Below are 19,579 nucleotides of genomic sequence, written 5' to 3' on the forward strand. Positions count from 1 at the left end.
AGCACCAAAACGATTCTCCATGAATGATCGCGATGAAGCGTCCATTTCATTTCCTCTTCCTCTCCCCGCCTCTATCCCGCTGCTGACAGCCTCACCCGGTGTTTCTCCACCCGATGATTTCTTTTGGATGAAACTTGCCAGCGGCTTTCTTTGCACTTTCTCTTCATGCTCCTCTTCTTCACATTGGGAACATTTTCTTTGCACACGTTCCTCTTCCTCACATTGAGCACATTTCCGCTGCACAAAAGACTCTGCGGGCATACGCATTACATGGTCGGCCATGGTATCTGCCTCCAGTTCCAAGGGATCATCCTTCGCCCCGATAGTCAGTTTAAATTGGATGGGTTCTTCGTGCAAAGCAGTTGCCGCAGGCGTTTGAACCGCTGCGGGCGTGCCGGTTGAAGTCGGCGACACAAGGACATTAGTGCTGTGCGCATTCATTTTCTTTGCTGTCCCATTTTAAGGTGAGCCACTTTTGTTTCTTTTCACGCCAGAATTCAACATTTTCCCCTTCGATGATGCCTGGCTCTCCTTCCTTGCTACCGCTACTGATGGCTACTTTCCTCCAGGCTGCTTTTATTTTCTCTATGTCGGCACTTTTGCTGAGGTCCAGCGGCCCCTTCTTCGCCAGTTCAGTTGCAAAGGCATCACTTAAAATTGCCCCATTCAATGGCGCACTTAAGCGATATCCCAGGATGATGGCGTTTGGGAATTTTTCACTGAAGATCTTTGCCGGTGCCTTACAGATGGTCGCACAACTGGTACTCACCACCACTTTTACGCGGTTAAGTTTTTTCGAGATCAGGCTCATATTGAAGCATGACTCGCTTGTATCGTTGGTAAACAACCCCGGCCTTCCCTTCTGCGCATACTGGTGCCCGGAAAAGAATATAAGATCTGAAACTTCAAATGCCTTGATGGCCGCTTCAGTTATACTCTTGTCCTGCGGCTCAGGATCATCTCCTTTCCATTCACCGCTCGGCAGACCCGCGGTTCCTGCTGCAATATCGAAACCAAGTTTCCCGGAATGCCTGAGGAAACGACGACTGTAATCATACCCGGATGCCACATATCCCAGCAATGGTTTCTGCAGGATCTCTTTTAATTTTATTGCAGCCTTACTTTTGCTTTTTGACAGGTAGGTGACGATCTCAATCCGCTGGTCAACGGGTATGGTCAATGCTTTTTCCTTCGCGGTTTCTATATCTGCGTCCGGCATCTTTGGATCCTTAACTGACTTTACTGCATAGGCCGCTGCCAGGATCCGGTTTACACCTCCTTCACCAATGGCGCTGGCTTTTTTTGCATCATCAGCATGTGACACAAGGTTATCCAGGTCTGAAAGTGTGAGGCCGTTTAATAACGCCAGCATTTGAACAATCGACATCCCGTTCAGCAGGGTATATGCTGCACCCCAACCTGCATTGTCATTTTTGGCTATGTATTCTCCCAGTTTTTCAGCGTCCGTCTTCGGTTCGTCCTTTTTAAAAATAGATTTGGTGGCAGTCCGTTGCTGGATGGTATGCGCCAGTTCATGGGCAAGCAATTTTTTTCCGTCACTGGTGCCTGGCGAATATTTCCCTTTATCAAACCAGATATCGTTTCCAACTGTAAAGGCCTGTGCATTTAACCGCTGCGCCAGGTCTGAGGCTTCTGCATCGTCATGAATTTTCACATTTGAAAAATCGGTCCCAAACCTGCTTTCCATAAAACTCGCGGTCGGCCTTTCAATCGGCTTTCCGTTTTCCTTGCCTGTAGTAATCGCATCACTCACTGACTCACTGGTTACGATGTTTTGACTTCCGACAGGGGAATTCTCCTTTCGCTGGACAGGCGAAATGCCTGCGGATTCTGCCGCCGGCACGTGACTTTTTCGCGGTCTTGTTTTTCTGCCCCGCATAGGCTCCTGTTTAAATGGTTTTACCTTCTTTCCGGAATTCCTTTTTTATGCCCTGCAACAGGTCATCGAGCGAAATCCTGTTGTCCTCCCGGTTCAACGCCTGTAAGGATGCAGATTGTACTACGTTCATAATAGCGCCCCCCGACAATTCATATAAATGTGCGATCCGCTGCATTTCTTCAGGCGGCGGAATCTCACACTTAGGGCTGAAAGCATTGTTCCAGATCCTCAGCCTCTCCTTTTCCTGCGGCTTTGGGAAATGAATAATCGACTGCAATCTCCGGGTGAACGCTTCATCAACATTGCTGCGCATATTCGAAGCAAGGATCACAAGTCCTGCATAATCTTCCAGCCGCTGCAATAAATAAGCAATCTCCTGGTTTGCATACCGATCATGTGCATCCGAAATATTGGTTCGCTTGCCGAATAAAGCATCCGCCTCATCGAAGAAGAGGATCCAGTTCTTGTTTTCCGCTTTGCGGAATACATTCTCAAGATTCTTTTCCGTTTCGCCAATGTATTTGGAGATGACCGTTGACAGGTCGACCCGGTAAACATCGAGATGATATAGTTTGCCGAGCAATGAGGCAGTTAGTGTTTTGCCTGTTCCGGGGGGACCATGAAACAAGACCTTGTAACCCGGCTTTAACTTTTTTTGCATACCCCAGTCGGTTGCAAGAACCTTTCCGTATTTCAACCATACACGCAGCTCGTCAAGTTGCTGAGCGGTAAATTCATCCACGACGAGATCTGTCCAATCCATGGATGTAGTAAGACGCCGTGCAGGAAAATCCTGGCTGAACTGTGGCTTGCGGTAATGACCAGTTGTAAAGAAATCCAGGTATTCTTCAGAAATTCGGAGACTGCCTGAACTGAATGGCTCCCCTGCCCCATCCTGGTCGAAATGCAGAATATTGTGACCCGAGAATATATGGTCCGGCTCAAAAAGTCTCTGCACCTGGAACCGGCGCCCCAGGTCGTTTCCGGCGAGAATAAAAAATGCCGTTTCAACAGTCGGCAGAAACCCGCTGTGCCGGTTTGCCTTAATACCCCCGAACTCGGTATACCCCCGTCCTAACGAAGGGTTGACCATAAAGAACACATCGAGCAAATGTGGTTGAACATGTGGAATGATGGCCAGCATCAGCAACAGGCGTTCATCACGACTCAACTGGTAATAGTTCACGAATTCAGCATAAACAGAAGGATCCCCGGTCAGGTCCGGCATAACGTTATGCATGCCATTCCCATTTTTTCCATCTTGAAAATAGCTGCTCAACCGCGCATTGACTACCGCAGTAAACCATTCCATTTCATGCAGCAATGCTGTTGCATTATGGTTACTTTGGCCATTAGCCTGCACGGCCTCACTGATTACATTGTGTTCAAACATATGTTCACCATTCTACTTCGATCGTGAAATTGTTCCAGGGTAAACGGATCGTCGAAATACCCCAGGGAATATGATCCAGCAATACATCCAATGTTTTTCTTTCTACCCTCAGCAACCAGCTCTCTTCTTTCCTGTTCACCAACCCGTCGCGCTTCAGGAAATTTTCACGCAGCCCTTCAATTGAGGTGTTTTTTAACGACTTCCAATGTGATAATACCGATTGAAGCAGCTGGCTTGCTTCGTTGGTTTCATGTTCCTGTAATTCGACATCAAATGGAACCGGCTCCCCTGCTGGTATACCACATAAAAGTTTTTCCAGCAGCAACCTGAATTCCGGCTCCCTCACTTTGCCGGTCGCCAGGTAGCAAACCAGGTGAACAGCCTTGTGGGTAGCTTCCTTATTTACAAACCGGTTGTTCTCCAGCATTCCCAGCCTGTCAAAGAAGTCGGGAAGAAATGCTGCCAACAGGACTATCCCGGCGTTCCTGGCCATATATACCAGGCCGTTGGTTTCGTTGCCATTTTCTTCCCCAGGCATTTCAGAAAACAAGAGTTCTGCTTCAACCTGTTCGTCTATAACTGGTTTAACTTTCAAAAGTTCTGATGCCACTGTATTCCCTGCCTGTTCCGCAGAAAACCCGGGCAAATGTTTGGCTAAAGTATTTTTCAACACTTTCAGATTACCAGGATCATTGATGATCGATATGGCTTCTGTAAACACAGTATCCTGCACCCATCGCCTGATTTGTTGTTGGCTAAAGTTTGCAGGGCCTGCCTGTTCAAAATGCCTGGTGGTAACTTGCAAGAGGTATGATTCAGCTGTTTGGAATTCGTCAAATGCTGAAATAATCAGCGCTTTTGTGTCATCATTCAATTGAAGTCTCACCCTCATCCATAAAAAAGAATTGCGCCTGCGATCGTAAAGGAAGCGCCGAAAAGCTCCGGGCTCTTCAGCCATAATTTCCCCTGCAATCTGTTGTATATCCGTGGCATTGCTGTCTGCCCACCACGGCAATGAGCCTGTTAACAGGAAATGTTGTAGCAGGGTACATTTCGACCGCAGGGTCGAAAACGTTCTAACCCCCGGCGATGCACCGGACAACTTTCCCTTAAGGCTTCTTTCAAACCTGTCGCCAAATACAGTTGAAAAAGCACTGGAAAGAGCATCAGGACCAAACTGTCCAAGGTCAATCTCAAGCCTGTCAATCCGGATCCATTCATCCTCACCTGCATACCTGGAACTGATATTGTCCACAAGTTCAATGGCCTGTTCCTGAAGATCAACTATGCTGTTCCGCAATAGGAAAGCACTGTCCTCATCGGGACATTTAAATTCAAACAGCAATTTATTGACCTGGTGTGTCACTTTTTAACGGTTAATAATGGAACGTGGCCTGTGATCATTATCGTCTTCACAATCATCATGACAACAGCCACAGGATTGCAGGCGATCGATCACCCTTACCAAATGATTGTTCACAGGATAATCCGGCATATGTGTGTCCGCCATTTCTTCCAGCCATTCGCGGTATGCGAGCTCGAAACGTTTCATTTCCAGCCAGCCCACCCACTTTACCCGGGCATGTACATGCGCCGGAAATTCCGCATCAATGGTTTTCTCCACCAGGTTACGGAATGTAGGATTTCGTAGTCTTCGTGGCCAGCAGGGCAACACTACCGTAACCCGGAAAGAATAGGGATCTTCGTTGCTGTCGCATGGATCGGCCTGGCAATAGAGATCAAGTTCGAAACCGAAGTACCTCATCAGTTGCAGGATTTCTTCCTCCACATCATCAGCAACCTGCACATTCGCTTCAACCTGTGCCGCGGTCCGTTTGTTGAACATGTAAAGGCTTTTGGCGAGCACTGCTCTTTTTCTTCCATAAATAATGAACGCGTATTTCAATTTTACCGGGTCTGTTTCCTCATTGGAAACTATTTCATAGTTCACCCATTCCGCACCAAACTCACGCAGGTCCTTTACCCGCGCCGCGAGAAATTCATACCGCCGGAACTTAAGTGGTACAGGATTCTTATTGTCTTTATTTACTTCCTGGAAAAGCACAGAGGTCTCATACTTCTTTGTGGCTTTGTTCCATCGCAGGTACTCGAGGATCCACGGCATTTTATCAAAACATTTCTTCGCCGGCAGCCGATACACTTTTTTCGCATAAGGTGGAATTTCGGTTGGTTGGTTCAATCGAATACCCAGGTCGCAACTGTCAAGGCAGATGTCCAGCAATTCCACATCGATGTTCTGCCCCCTTTCATCCAGTACAATGTCAAGCCTCGGTCTCAGCAGCAAGTGCTCTACGAGATGGAGCCCTTCGTTGCTGTTGACTTCATGCATCACCCGTTGTAGGTGTTCAAATGCCGCATTCCTTTCCCGTTCAGTTTCAAATTCCGCACTTGTTGCCAACAGGGCAGCTTCTTCCATATTGACATCATCATACAGTTCAAATGAATAAGGCCCTCTTGGACCATCACGGCGACCATGCTCCGGCGGACCGCTCTTAAACTGGAAAAACTTCCGCTCATCCGCATGTTCCAGGATCGCAGTGATCAGTGTATCTGTACAGCAACCCCGTTTCACCGGCACACTTGTCAACAGTGTTCTTTCACGATTTGCAGGGTCAACGACCTTGATTACTTTTTTATGTCGCCCGCCGGCCCTGTGCCGATGGTGCTCACCCGCTGACGGATCGTAGTCCTCCACTTCAATGGACTCGCTTGCCAGCGTACGTCGCCGGACATCCTGGAATCCCAGTAACCTGCTCACGCGTCTTTCTGCCCCGGAAACATTCCTGGTATCCCAAACTTTTTGTTTGCTATAGTCGTAGGCCTTCGCGCGATTACTGCTGATTTCAAAGTATTCGTCATTCCGGAGTATCGCTGTCTTGTCCCGGATCAATTTCTGGGCTGCACTTTCCGGCATTAACCAGTGCATGATATTCTCATATTCTGAAAGATCTTCACCAAACCTGGCAAGCAGGTGATTGAGGAACCGGTTACGGCGATCTTCAAAAACGAATGGCGTTTCAACTATTGCAGACAATGCTTTTTCAAAATCATCTTCAATTTGCTCCCAGTTGTTTTCACCACGATCCATGGAATCAATAACGAGATATCGGAAATCCTTCAGTTCACTTAATACCCTCGTATAGTAGGTATGTTTTACCTGGTCATCGAAACTAAACAGGTCGCGCAGGTGATTCAACTGCACAAGGAAATCAGAAAGTAACTGTTCAAAAAAAAGCAGGTAACCTTTCAACTGCAGTGCCTGTGCTTTTCTTTTTGGTGTCGCATCGGAAGGAAGGTCTTCATGATCACTCACCCCGTAACACATCGGCAGCGAATAGGTGACTGGGTAATAGTCGTCAGTTTCCATATACTCGCCTTCCGGAACAGGCAGGTCAAGTTCTTTCTCTTCCAGCTCAAGCTTGTATTTCCTTTCCCATGTTTTAAGGTCACGGAATAGTTTCAGCATTCGTTCCGGCCGACGATCATCCGGCTTCCCGGTATAATAGGTGATGGTTTCGCGCTCCTTGCAAAAAATCACTTTAGACAGTTCAGGTTTTATGCGGGCGATTTTCCGCTCCTGCCGAAGTTGGCGGACCCACTGATAAAAGTAATTCACGCCCGAGTCCGGCTGGTCAAAACCGGTGAACGGCAGATGGAAATAAGTGATTGCCTTCAATCCACTGATGTCCGAGATCTCATTGATCAGGTCAGAAAGACGAATATCACGGAACAAATCTGTCTTCTCTAATTCCGCTTCATCGATAAACCCATGTTCCAAAGCCGGCCCTTCAAAAATGTCATCGATCTGCCATCCTTTCCCGATCAGCTGCGATAAACTATAAAAGGGAACTGATGGAGTGAAATACTTATATACAGTAAAAAAAATCTCTGCAAGCACTTTGTCGGGATCGGCATATTCCTCCAGCGAAATAGACGCACCCAGTCCAAATTCTGCATAGTCAGCCGTATCAATGGTCAGAAAGTCCTCGCATAAATTGCGGTGACATAACAGGCGGTCAAGCACCTGGTCCCTTACTTCTTCCTTACGATCGTTGTTTTGTGCCACATCCTCTTCGAATTCTATCATTACATTATACAGGCCTTCAAACTCCACGATCTTGGCATCCATAACCTTCTTTGTACCCGCAGTAATGGCAATTACTTCGTTGCTGATCCGGGTCCTGATTGCCGTTAAGACTTCAACTTCTTTCTTTAACCGGGCGACTTCTTCCTCACGACCTTCCTTACCCGACAGAGCCTCCATTTTTTCTTTGCGCTCATCAATCTCTTTTGTCAACTCCTCGATGTATTCTTTTTTCCCTGCAATCACTTTTTCTTTTGAGGTGGGATAAACATCCAGTTTTCCCTGGCATTCTTCAATCTCATGGTCCGGACAACTGCAATCCTCATGTGTGTCGAGTCGTGTAACGTTATAGTCCACCCAAACCGGAACTTCGTAATCCTTACTGGGTTGGATCCAGGCGTTCCTTACGCCTTCGATATCGATGAGGATCCTGCGGTAATCGTTTAATGTGAGCGGTCCATTATGTAAAATCTTTCGTGCCGTGTAGAATATCTGCCGCCAGCTGTCGGCACCAGGCTTTTCCGGGGCCAGCAAATCCTTCACGTCGAATCCCGAACGGTAGCCGAGATCGGTAATGGCATAACAAACTGCTTCGAGGATGGTAATGCCTGGATCTGATGGATTGAATTCGGTCCAATTTTCGTGTCCAAGGTCCTCGATCTGCTTGATGCCTTTACGCCTGAGCAAAGGAAAATCTTCGGCAGGAGTAAGTGGGTTTGCCTTTATGAGTGAAATCGCGTTTGCCATACTCAGGATTTTTTCCGTGGCGGTTTTCGTTTTTTAACCGGAGCCCTGGGAACTTTCGGGCCAGAGGTCTCCCTTGTGGCTGCCCTTGGGGCGTCCCTGGGCGGCCGGTCGAATGGTATTGGGGGCAGCAGACCGTCTGCAGGTATCAGGTCACCCGGAACAAAAGTCGCCGGGGGTGGTTGTGGCCTGGACCTTGCCTCGCAGGGTGAAATAACCTCTGGTGGATCATAAGGTATGATGATATGCTGCGGCGCCGACACAAGAATCGCCCGGGCAGAAGATGGTCGCGCCACTACCTCTCCCGCAAATTGCGACCGGTCTTCAATCAGTACTTCTACACTGCTGCAACCACATAGCTCCGAAAAAGCAAGGAGCATTTCATCTTTACCCGCAAACCAGCTGCTGCTCTTTAAGGCATCGGCCGCCGGAACGAGGAAGCGTTCCGGTTCGGGAGTGGGCGGACAACATGTATCGCGGCACACATACATCAGGAACTCCGTTATAAAATCGACATAACTGCGCTCCTCAATGAAATTGATGATAGCAGAAGCATAGATCTTCTGGCCGAATTTGACTTCAACGTTCTCGTCAAAAGCCCACGGCGTAAGGAAACGGACAATTTCATCATTCAGCTTCTTCAGGTGATACCCTTTGTCAAACCCAGCTCGAAACTGAACCTTGAATTGCACCTGTACCTGCTCGTACAATGGGTTGCGCACATGGACTTTCACAAACGGTGATGTCCTTTTTTCCAGGTATTTTCGGATCGCGATCATTGTCATCCTGCTCGTTTTGGGTCGAAGAATATCCACTGCATTCCGGTTCTTCAGGTTAGCGATCGGAATCACGAGTACGTGGCCTGGTGAAACCTGTGGTCCACAGCAATTTCTAGTAACTACAACAGGAATGTTTGAAACTTTTACGTCAATCGTTCGAGGTGGTCCGTCATCGACTACCTGGTCAACAGAGAGCAGTACAAAATCAATGGATGTCGTACTTAGGTTTATCAGCGTTATTACCTTGTTGGCCATCTCGACCGCACTTGCCAGGTTTCCGTCCGGCGCATAGGCAATAAATTCGGCCTTGGGCACAGGGATCCCGTTCAATAGCGTGACAATCTCCTCAACCAACCGACTGCTCAATGGATCGAGCTGCTTATCTGCATTATACTTCAGTTGATATGTTCTTTCCGGGCTGCTGGTTGATTGGGTATGACGGCAAATACAATTAGGATCCGTATGCGGAATTGCTTTCACTTTATATATTGAATGAAAGCGGTACAATACAAGGTGCTCATAATCCCAGGGCGTAACAGCCCGGGCTTTATGCCGGAGCCGTTCACTGACCCGTGTATAAAACGCGCGTCCCGATTCCCTGCTTTTACCATCAAAAGATGCAAAAGGCTGGCTTACTGTACTTACTTCTTCGACTTTGGTCACAAGGCCGCCGATGCTACCCGCAGGCAAAGCCTGGTCGAAATGCGAATCATCATTACTATGGTCTTCGAATTTCGTTTCAACGGCCTGCGCCACCACGTTGATCAACATGGGAAACCTTTCCGGATGATTGGTCACACTGGCCGCAAACCAAACCAGGCCATCAGTAACGATCGTGTGAACGAGGTTGGCATCTGCAGGAACATCCAGCTTAATAATGCCGGTAGCCTGCAGGCCATAGGTGCTGTCTGAAACTATATTCTCCAGTTGTAACGGTCTCCATTCATTTCCCGACAGGTATGACCAATGGACCGGTGGCGGATCATTGTCCTCATCTTCCGCACTGCCTTCTGCAAACTGGAACAGCAGGGATACAGACTGAAGCGGCAATAAATTTTCCAGCCCAATATATAGTATCCCTTCTTCCTGGATCGAACCTGAATACTGGTTCTTCTTCCCATCCAGTCTTTCCCTGATACCACTCATGCCAATGATGCGTGGAACCATCTCGGATGACCAATCCAGGTCAGCATTTTTTTCCAGCAATCTTTTGTATGCCCGGATGTTTACCGGGCTCCTTGACAACTCAGCATACGGACTCACATATGTGAACTGAGGCAGGAGCTTCTGCAACGCATCAACCTGTGGCGGATCTTTTTTTATCACGTCTCTTTCCAGGGCAATCGCATCAGGTCCGCTTAAAATATCTGCCCTCGCCAGCAATCGCTCAGCTGTGTTCCGGCTCGTAAAGGTCTCCCTGTGAACAATGGGTACCAATACATCTGTATACTGCCTTCCACGAATCAGTGTCTCAGCAATACCAAATGGATACACATGGAAGAACTGGTCGATCTTCGGGTCAAATTCCCTGAGTATGGAAGAATAGCTGACGGAAATTTCCTTGATCTTCAGCTGTAGTGCAACTTTCTGGATCCTTTCAAATAGATCGCTGGCATCGAAGATGTCATCGGTTTGAATATTTTCAAGCCTGATAAAGCCTTTCAGGCTGCCTTCATTAAAATCTGAATTATAAGTTAGGGGTGTTCTTGTCAGAGGCGGCTGGATATTAGACTGCCCCTCTAGCACATCAAGAGTAAGGTCACCCATTGTCAGCTCCTGCTCAGGTTTATCCTTTGGATGAAGCCTTCTCCATTCCCGCCTGTCCAATATTGCGCCCCTCACCATCCCAAAGCCTGCACGCATCAGCGTACTCGAAATCCTTCCATCCTTTGTCATGAACTCTACATTCACGGATAGATGGTCTATCGGCTTATTGAACACTTCATCACTGCCGATAAAAAAGTTCATTCCATTAAGCGGGTATGCAGTGAAAGGATCAAATGGCTTTCCAGGCGCAATCAATCCTTCATCATTCTTCAGTAACAGTTTTTTAAGGCCATCCATATTGAGCCGCTCACCAGCCCTTCCGGATGGGTTGATAGAACCTACCTTTACCCATAATTCCTGGTTCACAAAACTTAATTCTTCGTATGATTTATAATCGAGAAGAATTTCGGGACCAAGCATAACCTGCATTACCGGGAAGGTTGTGAGATATTTATACCCCGGATGCAGTTGCGGGTCAAATGGTATGATCGCTTCGGCTGAAACAGGGAGGTAGATATACAGCCTTCCCGCAACCACAAAAAATCCTTCCTGTTGTGGTTCATTATTGAATTGATACCTGTCCGATTCCTTTACATCAATCAGGTCTTTCCTTTGTTTGTCATCGAAGGATGGCTTTAATTTCATCCAACCTTTTTCTGCCGAAAGCCAGATTTCAATATTCTTCTCTGAGAATTTCGCAGAAAATTTTTCGAGATCGCGGAAAGTCCACACGACAAGTCGCCTTCCACCCTGCAACACCAGCTGGGGAGAAGCCAGCGCAAACCCGATCTGTGTCTGGCGAACGGCATTGGACTCTTCTTTTTCCTGTTCAATAGCAGTACAGGGATTCGTTGCTTTCTCCCTGTTAAAACGACCCTTTCCGAACGTATGCCATTTACCTGCAACACCTTCAAATGCTTTTCCAAAGCCGTCCGCTGAATTCGCTACCGGCCTTGCGTAAAACCCATTGATAGCAGGTAACAGGCTCGTTCCTTTGTCAACAAACAGGGTCTTAAGTTCTTTCACTTTTGCCTGGTTTACAACCAGGTCTGTTTCGGTTTCATATACCTGTGGCTTGCCGCCAGAATCTTTCCCCGCGTCCAATGGAGTGCCCTGCGGAAGGTGATAGTTGGCAACATCTTTTGCCAGTTCGAACACCACGAATGCACGATCAGGAATGGCTGGTTTTGCCGCAAGCCGCAATACATCGCGATAATAAAAATTAAGAATCCTGCCGGTGAGTTCATTTACCTGCTGCTGTGCGAGGCTGAACAATTGTAAGAAAGAAATGAATAGTGCCATATGTGGCTGGTGAGCTGGATATTGCTGCAGTGCATACTGCAGATACTGCTCCGAATTACCAACCAGCCGGTCAACGAATCCAAAAAAACTATTGAATACATCATCAACATACAATGAACCCATACGGATCTTTTGATCCGGGGTAGTGCCTTCATAAATACTGGCATCGGGACCAATAACATCCTGCAATCCCCACAGCTCCTTATTCCGGATGGCACGGTAATCTACTTTCAACGGATGCGCGGGATCTACCTGTAAAAATCCGGCTTCGTATGCCCGCAGTTTATCCAGCTGCGGTTTTAAGTTGGATGCTATTGCAAGACCAAGATCTTCATGTAAGGGATGGCCAGGCATCGACACTGCAAACCAGTCATCAACAAGAACAACAAGGTCCACAACCGGTTTAAACAATTTTCCAAAAGAAGCATGGCCAGGGTAATCATCAGCTGCGTTCCGCAAACTGCTATAATATTGCTTTATCCTGTCAGTATTAACCGTTGCAATTGAAGCAGCAATAACGGCCATGTCCCGGCGAAAAAATTCCACCCAGCTTGTTTTTGCATTACCGGTATGCGCCAGCTGGCTGTCCGGCACGTCATAGAACCTGACCTTTTCTGCGTAATTCCTGGCAAACACAAGCAAATCAGAAATACTTCTTTCATCAACTTGCGCATAACCGGGATCCAAAGCTTTCAGGTACCGGGCAAGCTGCCCGGAGCCGTCACGAAAAAAATCGGGATGACAATTACACTGTTTCATCTACCAGGTTGGTTGCTTCAGAAATGTAATAAGGGAACACATAGTTGGTACGGGTATTGGTGCTGATAATGGTATATCCGACGTCGATGTCCAGCCGTCCCATTTCCGCATTGACCGTTGTGACCAGCTCTTCCACGATGATCCGAGGCTCATGGAATACCAACGCTTCACGGACAAATTTTTCCATCAAGGCCACGTTGGAGGCATTCATGGGTTTGAATAATTCAGGCATCAGGTTGCAACCAAAAGTTGGCAGCATAATCCGTTCCCCTGTTATGGTAGATAAAATGATGTAGATACTGCTTTTTACATCTTCTTCATTGCTGAGCATTTCCACACCATACCATTCCCGGCGGAAAGTGGGCGGAAAATTCCATCCTGTCCCTAAAAATGACCTGTCCATAGTTGCCAGGGTTTAATGTTAACCTCCTATAATTACCGTGGATTCACCTTCGCTGATAAATCCACCATGCGCAGTCTGGTCCATCTTTCTCACCGCCGCCTGCCCATTGATTTTCACCGTAGCCGAACCCTTCTGGATCGTATCAGGTGGACCGGTACAAATACATGGACCATTAAGCAGTGCGGCAGGCTTACCGCCGATTTTCACATCCGGTGAACCGGGTCCCATAATCTTCCCACCCTTATGCGGACTTCCATTGGGATTCGTCATCGGGCAGGTATGGTCGTCGCCAACTCTTGCTGCTTCAGGCATATAGATCTTTTTAATTGATCATTACATTGGCTCCTTTGATCACAACATCTTTGCTTGCTTTGATGGTTATCCCGTCTTTCCCCATAACAATACTATTCCCGGACCCGTCCTTCATTTCTATTGCACCATCTCCATTATTAATGACAATTGATTTCTCCCCCGCATCTGCTTTCACAGAAAGTGTCAGGCTCTTCTTGTCATCATTAAAAACCAGTTTCGTTTTTTCTGTAACAAAGCCAAACTCAGGCTTATCTTTTTCTTTTGGAAGTGGCGACGGATGTTCCTGTTTGCTGTGCAGGCATCCGAGGATCACGGCATCACGCGGGTCGTCGTTCAAAAACCCGAGCACTACTTCGTCTCCTTTTTTTGGCCGAAAAAAAGAGCCCCTGTCCTTTCCGGCATCAAGCGTAGCAACCCTTGCCCAGATGCCTTCATTGCCTGACTGGATAATCGGGATATGCACCTTTACACGGAATTGTCCATCTTTGTCATCAGTATCCAGTACTGTCCCTATCTGTAATCCATTTACACCCGGAAGCAAGCCCGATGCAGGCTTATCCATCACATCCTCCTTTTTATAAAACCATTCTTCCTTCCAGCCAAACTGGATGTCAGTTTGCCAGTAACCTTCAAACTGGTGCAACACACCTGTTACGAAAACATCGCCGTTATAACAGTCACCCACACCACTAAGCGTGATCATATCCCCAGGCTTCACTGAAGCCTTGCCTTCAATACGAACCCGGCCTGCTGCCTTTGATAATTTCTGCCGCATGTCAACTGCCATTGACCAGGCTTCTAATTGCTTTTGTGCGAGGTAGCCCGAATGACTGACCACCACAGACGCATCAAGCACTTTCGCAAGATCTTTCGAAGACATGTCTCCTGGTTCCGAAAAATCCACACTGGTGGGCGTTCCCTTCAGAATTTTTTGCTCCGTAAAATTCCATGCATATGCAGTGATATCCTTCATTTGCCTGCGTGCATCCATCTCCGCTTCAAACTCGAGAATGTTCTTCCCGTATTCCGCCTTCAGGACCGGGGCTGAATCCGTACCCGGTGACTTCACTATCAACTTGCCATCCATAGTCAGCACCAACAGTCCATTTGCTTCTGCACGCGTGATAATGAAATCCCAGTCGGTGCTTTCGAACTGCACCAGCTGCTTGTGTTTTAATTGCGTATTCTCCACATCAGGACTTAAATCCGAAGCAATTGATTCAATTGCCTGGGTGTCGGTCTTATCGTTGAAATAGGCGCTCTTTCTTCCTAGCGTAAGACTGATACTTTTGTCTTTCGCCTCAATCGTCAGCAATGAAGAGCCCTGCTGCCGTACTTTCACCGATTGCTTAACAATCACGCCTTCGAATACGGTATCCACTTCCCCATGGTAACCAAGCTGCACTTTCATCTTACTGCCAGGTTTGAATTTATCGTTTGCACTCAATGGAAAATCCTGGTCAGATGCAGACCCATCGAGGAATACGATCTTCGCAGAGGCGATTTTATTGAAAGTCCTGTTCACCACTATCTGAACCAAAGGGACAGATGCAGACAAAACATCTCCATTGAGGAACACCTTAAAGCTCACCACATCCGTTGCCTTTTCAGCACCCGGTGGTAAACTGGATAAAATGTCTAACGCTCCCATGCTTTAATCAGTTGAAATGGGTGGAAACAATAGCCTGGTTTTCGGAGGTAATGGACGCCTGAAGTTTTTCAGTTTATTGATCCGCGCAACCTGCAGGTAGTACATCTGGTTATTATAGACCTGGTGGGTTAGTAGTGGCAGCAGGTTTATTTTGTCTACTTCAATGACATGTGTCATGTCCGGCGACGAAAGCATACCAAGAATATCATTCAATACGCCGACAGTCCGCTCCGTGAAAGTAGCGGAGATCTTAGCCCTGATCGGCAGCCCGAACATGTCGAACATCGTATAGGTAACGCTGGAAGAATTGATGATACAGGTATTGACAAAGGTTCCATATTGTACCAACAGGTATGGAGGTCTGTGGATATTGCCCCTCACATTGGTGGTAACGGCGCGAAATAACGCAACCTGTGCAGTAACAGGGATCTTCACCCCGTTTGTATTTACGCCTGTTCCGTCGAGCACAAATTCCATGGTGAACGTACGGGGTTTAACCCGCACATATTTAGGATCATCGCCGGCTTTTGCTATTGCACATTTTGAAGACCATTCCACTTCATCCTTGATCGAAAAAGTTTCCGGGTTAAACATAGCCAGGAAAGGAACGCCAAATGGGATTCCTTCCTTCGTAGTTGGAATGATCTTCAGGTTGAAGGGTAGTTTTATGGCAGCTTGGGCATCCATTATCGTTCATTTTTTTCCCGGATGATCTCCAGGATCTTTTCCGCCATTTCGGGATCCATACCGGTGTTTCCGCTGGGTGGACAATTCAACCCACCCTCCGCATTTGTTGCTTCTGGTTTGGGATCAACTATTGCCCTGATGATGATCTCGTTAATTAAAACAGGCATGGTGTTAAATTTTTCTTTCAAAATATTGATAGGCCAACTCAATGGACTCCACTACAATCGAATTATCAGAAGCCTTAAGGTCAGACACCGACCATTTCAACGGGTATGCCTGAACGACATTCCATTGTGCCACTGGCAAACCGGCATCATCAAGCAGGGTAACCATTATATCCGCTGGCTTAAAATCATAAACCGCAACCGTGAAATAGGTGTTGATGGCAGATTTGAACCAGTCTCTTATCGCTGTGCCTTTAAGAAGGCCTCTCTTCAACACCAGGTTGGGATATTTGATCCGCTTCGGAAACTTATAACTGAACCTGTTCTCACCACCTTCGCGAACTTCTTCTGTCTCGATCTCGAAGGACAATCCGGTAACCTCCTGGAACCGCTGCTCGGTATCACTGTTCATTCCTGCAACGCCCATGAACTCTACTTTAAAGTGAAAGCCGGTTGGCGGATAATAATGCGGCATATCACGCAGTTTTTAAAGAGATCCCTTCGTGCGTCAGCTCAATCGATTCAATGGCAATCTCGTTACCGGTTGCCTTTAATCCCGGGCCTTCACATTTCACCGGGAATGCCTGTGAAATTGTCCAGATCATTACCGGTGCCCCTTCATCATTCAGCAGGGTTATGATAATATCACGCCTTTCCACATTGGGTGCTCCGTTATTGTTGAACCAGTTGAAGAGATCGTTGTTTTTCTGCACAATACCACGTTTCAATATGATGTTGTTCACTTTTGGAATGCCCGGGATCTTTAATGCAGCCGCATGTCCCGTCAGTCCATCGCGATACTCAATGGCCTGGATCTCCTGGGTCAGCCCGGATACATCCGAAAAGCCAATATCCTGGTTGTTCCAGGAAACCTTGAAATAAAAAACTGGAATGGGATAGGAAGCCATGATCGTAATTTTTTAATAAATGAAAGAATGGTTGTTCCGGATCAGGACTGCTGCAGGAGCTGGGTAAACTTCAATACAATGAATTCTGCCGGCCGCGCAACAGCCATGCCTATCTCCACATTCATCCTGCCTTCGAGAATGTCGAGCGATGTCATAGTAGTTCCTAATCCAACTTTTACGTAAAAGGCCTGTTCGGGTTTAACTCCGGCCAACGCGCCTTCGCGCCATTTGAGAAACAGGTAATTCTCGATCATGGACTGCACCTTCACCCAGGTATCGATGGTATTGGGTTCAAAAACTGCCCACTGGCATGATTTCTTCACTGACTCCTCTACCATGTTAAAGAACCTGCGCACACTGATGTATTTCCACTCATTGTCGTTACCATTCAATGTACGTGCACCCCAAACCAATGTCCCGAATCCTGGGAAAGTGCGGATTACGTTAATTGACTTCCCGGAGTTCGGGTCAACATTCAGGTTCTCCTGCTCGCGGTTGGAAATGGCGAGGTTGGGACCGAGTGTTGCCAGTACAGATTCATTCGCTGGTGATTTCCAGACGCCTTTCGTGTTGTCTACCCGGGTATATAAGCCTGCCATAGCTGGTGAAGGCGGCAATACAACCCACAATTTTCCGAGTGCGGAAACAATAGTATTATATAAAGCAGACCCTTCGAGGTCCTTAATTTTCTTGCCTTTCACAGATGCCGGACCTTCTTTCACGGTCACTTTATCAAGCAGGTAATTGTATGCGTATGCTGTTACCAGGTTTGGATAATACGCTGCGGCATATCGGTTTTCCAGAACTGTCATCGTAGCATCGCGAATCCATTTTACATCGGTATCAATGTCACCATTCGGATCTTTTGAACTCTTGGGAGAAACATAAAAAGGATCAATAAGCGCAAAGCGATCCCTTAGTTTCGGATCGGAAGCCTGTTTGATCATTGCCTGTACTACCAGGTTATAACCGGCAGGAGGTACCGGGGCAACGGGTGGTGCCGGTGGTGCTGGCTGTACCGGGTATGTCGCAGCTGGATCGTCAATCTTACTCGCTTCCGGAACCACCAACAGGGTAACTTCGTCTATATCTTCGATCGCCTTTAGTCCATCGGTCAACTTCGCTGCAACTGGTGCACCAGCCGCTTTATAATCGCCTACAGATACTACAAAACAAACTCCGCCTCCATTGTCGTAAAAATGTTTGATAGAATAGTACAAATTGAATTTAGACCTGTCTTTCAGGTTATTGGGATTAGTCGGATCAGTTTCCTTAAAAGCCAGGGTCGCTGACATTTTACCATCCGCCGCTTCTGTCACAGTGATGAATATGCTGTCATCCGTCTCTTCGGCCGCCTTCCCGTAAAATTGCTCGAACTCTGCAACGCTGGTAACCTTATTCGGGATCATGGTCAGATCCCCGGGCGCAAATCTTTCCGCCTTTTCGGTATAACCGATAAAGGCCGGGATCGCAGTTTCAACCTCGGCGACTGAAGGAGGAAGCGTTGAGATCTCCTGCACGAATACGCCTGGTGTACTAAGTTTTAAGACGGCCATAAATTTTGAATTAAAGCGTTAAAAAAACATCTGAATAAACAGAAGCTGTATTTGTAGCATTTATTTTAGCGGTTGTCGGATACGGCAGAAAACCCTTCAGGTCTTTAGGATTTGGCGAACCAAAATCTTTCACAAGGCGAAGATTCAGTACTTGTTTAGGATTGCTGGAGGAAAAATATATTTCCTGCATGGGAAGCGGCTGCTGTGATTCAAACAGGAAATCATTTTCATTTGCAGAAATTTTCGTGAAGCCAACCTGGGTATCATTCGTTGCGATGTTCAGGCTGCCCAGGAATGTTGCCCTGTCAGCCGGTGTCATTTTCATGATCTCCTGGTGAAGCGGGCCTTCCGCCAGTATATGAAACGTATACCGCCATTTCGTTTTCCTGTTAACAAAGACAATCCTGAAAGCAGGACGCGCGGGAAGCAGTGATTGATCAGCTTCAACGACCCGGTAGTTCGACCCGATCGAAGGCGACAGGAAGATCTCGATAATTCCGAACACAGGTTCAATGAGATTAGTATTCAGAAGATAGAAGGAATCTGTAACCGCATTGTTGATCAGCAGCTGGTATTTTCCAGCGGGGCTAGCCGACAGATCAAACAAAAGATCTGTTTCTCCCGCAAAAACATCGATGCTAAATGGGGTTTTAGTCCTGCCCGTCTCAATGTGTTTCACCAATACAGTTCCCGGGGTTACGACTGCAGGATGGTGAAACCTGTAATCCGAACCTGCTTTTTTAATAAGGTCATCCGAAGCACTGATCCCTGTTGACTGGATCGTCAGGTGCAAATTATCAGCCGGAGCAGCGGGGTCGTTTACATCGTTCGCAAGGTAGAAAGCCTGTCCCTTCAATGGCTGAACCGGTAATTCTGCGAAATTCAACAGGTCCGGGTTTTTCAACAGCACCTGGAAACAAAGCTTATCGCCCGGCAGTACAGGGAAACGCAGCAAATCATTTCCCGCCCCATTCTGCCCATGCGTTCTTGCCAGTACAATAAATCCGCCATTAAAGGGCGTAGTCCTGAACAGCAGGTCTAAACGTTTCATTGTTTCCCAGGTTTCCTTCGTCGGTATGAACTCAAAATCCGGAACCGGAACCTGCTGTAATTTTGGAGAAATTTTATTCGCGTAATACAGCGATTGTG

The 19,579-nt window shown here is 47.2% G+C and carries 15 protein-coding genes; all 15 read right to left on the minus strand.

Annotated elements, in window-relative coordinates; translation table 11 throughout:
* Positions 1 to 441: hypothetical protein (locus OI18_RS05705; protein ID WP_039137971.1), on the minus strand; the 441-nt coding region annotated here is incomplete at its 3' end.
* Positions 422 to 1,900, minus strand: coding sequence for an eCIS core domain-containing protein (locus OI18_RS23660; protein WP_052272911.1), 1,479 nt, complete (start codon positions 1,898 to 1,900; stop codon positions 422 to 424). The genes OI18_RS05705 and OI18_RS23660, both read right to left, overlap by 20 nt.
* Positions 1,901 to 1,910: 10 nt before the next feature.
* Complete coding sequence (locus OI18_RS05715) at positions 1,911 to 3,293, minus strand: ATP-binding protein (RefSeq protein WP_052272912.1); 1,383 nt, start codon at positions 3,291 to 3,293, stop codon at positions 1,911 to 1,913.
* Between the two features lie 4 nt (positions 3,294 to 3,297).
* The gene (locus OI18_RS05720; protein ID WP_039137973.1) at positions 3,298 to 4,659 is read right to left on the minus strand and encodes a contractile injection system tape measure protein; all 1,362 of its coding nucleotides are present in this window, start codon (positions 4,657 to 4,659) and stop codon (positions 3,298 to 3,300) included.
* Between the two features lie 3 nt (positions 4,660 to 4,662).
* Complete coding sequence (locus OI18_RS05725; RefSeq protein WP_039137974.1) at positions 4,663 to 8,145, minus strand: hypothetical protein; 3,483 nt, start codon at positions 8,143 to 8,145, stop codon at positions 4,663 to 4,665.
* 2 nt (positions 8,146 to 8,147) lie between these two features.
* Positions 8,148 to 12,749, minus strand: a complete 4,602-nt coding sequence (locus tag OI18_RS05730) for a hypothetical protein (protein ID WP_039137976.1) — start codon at positions 12,747 to 12,749, stop codon at positions 8,148 to 8,150.
* On the minus strand, positions 12,736 to 13,152 hold the full coding sequence (locus OI18_RS05735) for a GPW/gp25 family protein (RefSeq protein WP_039137978.1): 417 nt from the start codon (positions 13,150 to 13,152) through the stop codon (positions 12,736 to 12,738). The genes OI18_RS05730 and OI18_RS05735 overlap by 14 nt, the downstream gene beginning before the upstream one ends.
* A gap of 18 nt (positions 13,153 to 13,170) precedes the next feature.
* The gene (locus OI18_RS05740) at positions 13,171 to 13,464 is read right to left on the minus strand and encodes a PAAR domain-containing protein (protein WP_039137981.1); all 294 of its coding nucleotides are present in this window, start codon (positions 13,462 to 13,464) and stop codon (positions 13,171 to 13,173) included.
* Positions 13,465 to 13,474: 10 nt separating this feature from the next.
* Entirely contained in the window at positions 13,475 to 15,115 is a 1,641-nt protein-coding gene (gene vgrG / locus OI18_RS05745; protein ID WP_052272913.1) for a type VI secretion system tip protein VgrG, read from the minus strand.
* Positions 15,116 to 15,118: 3 nt separating this feature from the next.
* Positions 15,119 to 15,802: a CIS tube protein gene (locus OI18_RS05750; RefSeq protein WP_052272914.1), complete on the minus strand. Its 684-nt coding sequence runs from the start codon at positions 15,800 to 15,802 to the stop codon at positions 15,119 to 15,121.
* Complete coding sequence (locus tag OI18_RS24650; protein WP_160290197.1) at positions 15,802 to 15,969, minus strand: DUF5908 family protein; 168 nt, start codon at positions 15,967 to 15,969, stop codon at positions 15,802 to 15,804. The genes OI18_RS05750 and OI18_RS24650 overlap by 1 nt, the downstream gene beginning before the upstream one ends.
* A gap of 4 nt (positions 15,970 to 15,973) precedes the next feature.
* Entirely contained in the window at positions 15,974 to 16,441 is a 468-nt protein-coding gene (locus OI18_RS05755; RefSeq protein WP_039137982.1) for a phage tail protein, read from the minus strand.
* Position 16,442: 1 nt separating this feature from the next.
* Positions 16,443 to 16,874 carry a phage tail protein gene (locus OI18_RS05760; RefSeq protein ID WP_039137983.1) on the minus strand — a complete coding sequence of 144 codons (432 nt, stop codon included), beginning with the start codon at positions 16,872 to 16,874 and terminating at the stop codon, positions 16,443 to 16,445.
* Positions 16,875 to 16,915: 41 nt separating this feature from the next.
* Positions 16,916 to 18,430, minus strand: coding sequence for a phage tail sheath family protein (locus tag OI18_RS05765; RefSeq protein WP_039137984.1), 1,515 nt, complete (start codon positions 18,428 to 18,430; stop codon positions 16,916 to 16,918).
* A gap of 10 nt (positions 18,431 to 18,440) precedes the next feature.
* Positions 18,441 to 19,481 (minus strand): hypothetical protein, encoded by a 1,041-nt coding sequence (locus tag OI18_RS05770; RefSeq protein WP_152616744.1) that lies wholly within the window; start codon positions 19,479 to 19,481, stop codon positions 18,441 to 18,443.
* Positions 19,482 to 19,579 lie beyond the last annotated feature (98 nt).

This window comes from Flavihumibacter solisilvae, from assembly GCF_000814475.1.
Lineage (GTDB): Bacteria > Bacteroidota > Bacteroidia > Chitinophagales > Chitinophagaceae > Flavihumibacter > Flavihumibacter solisilvae.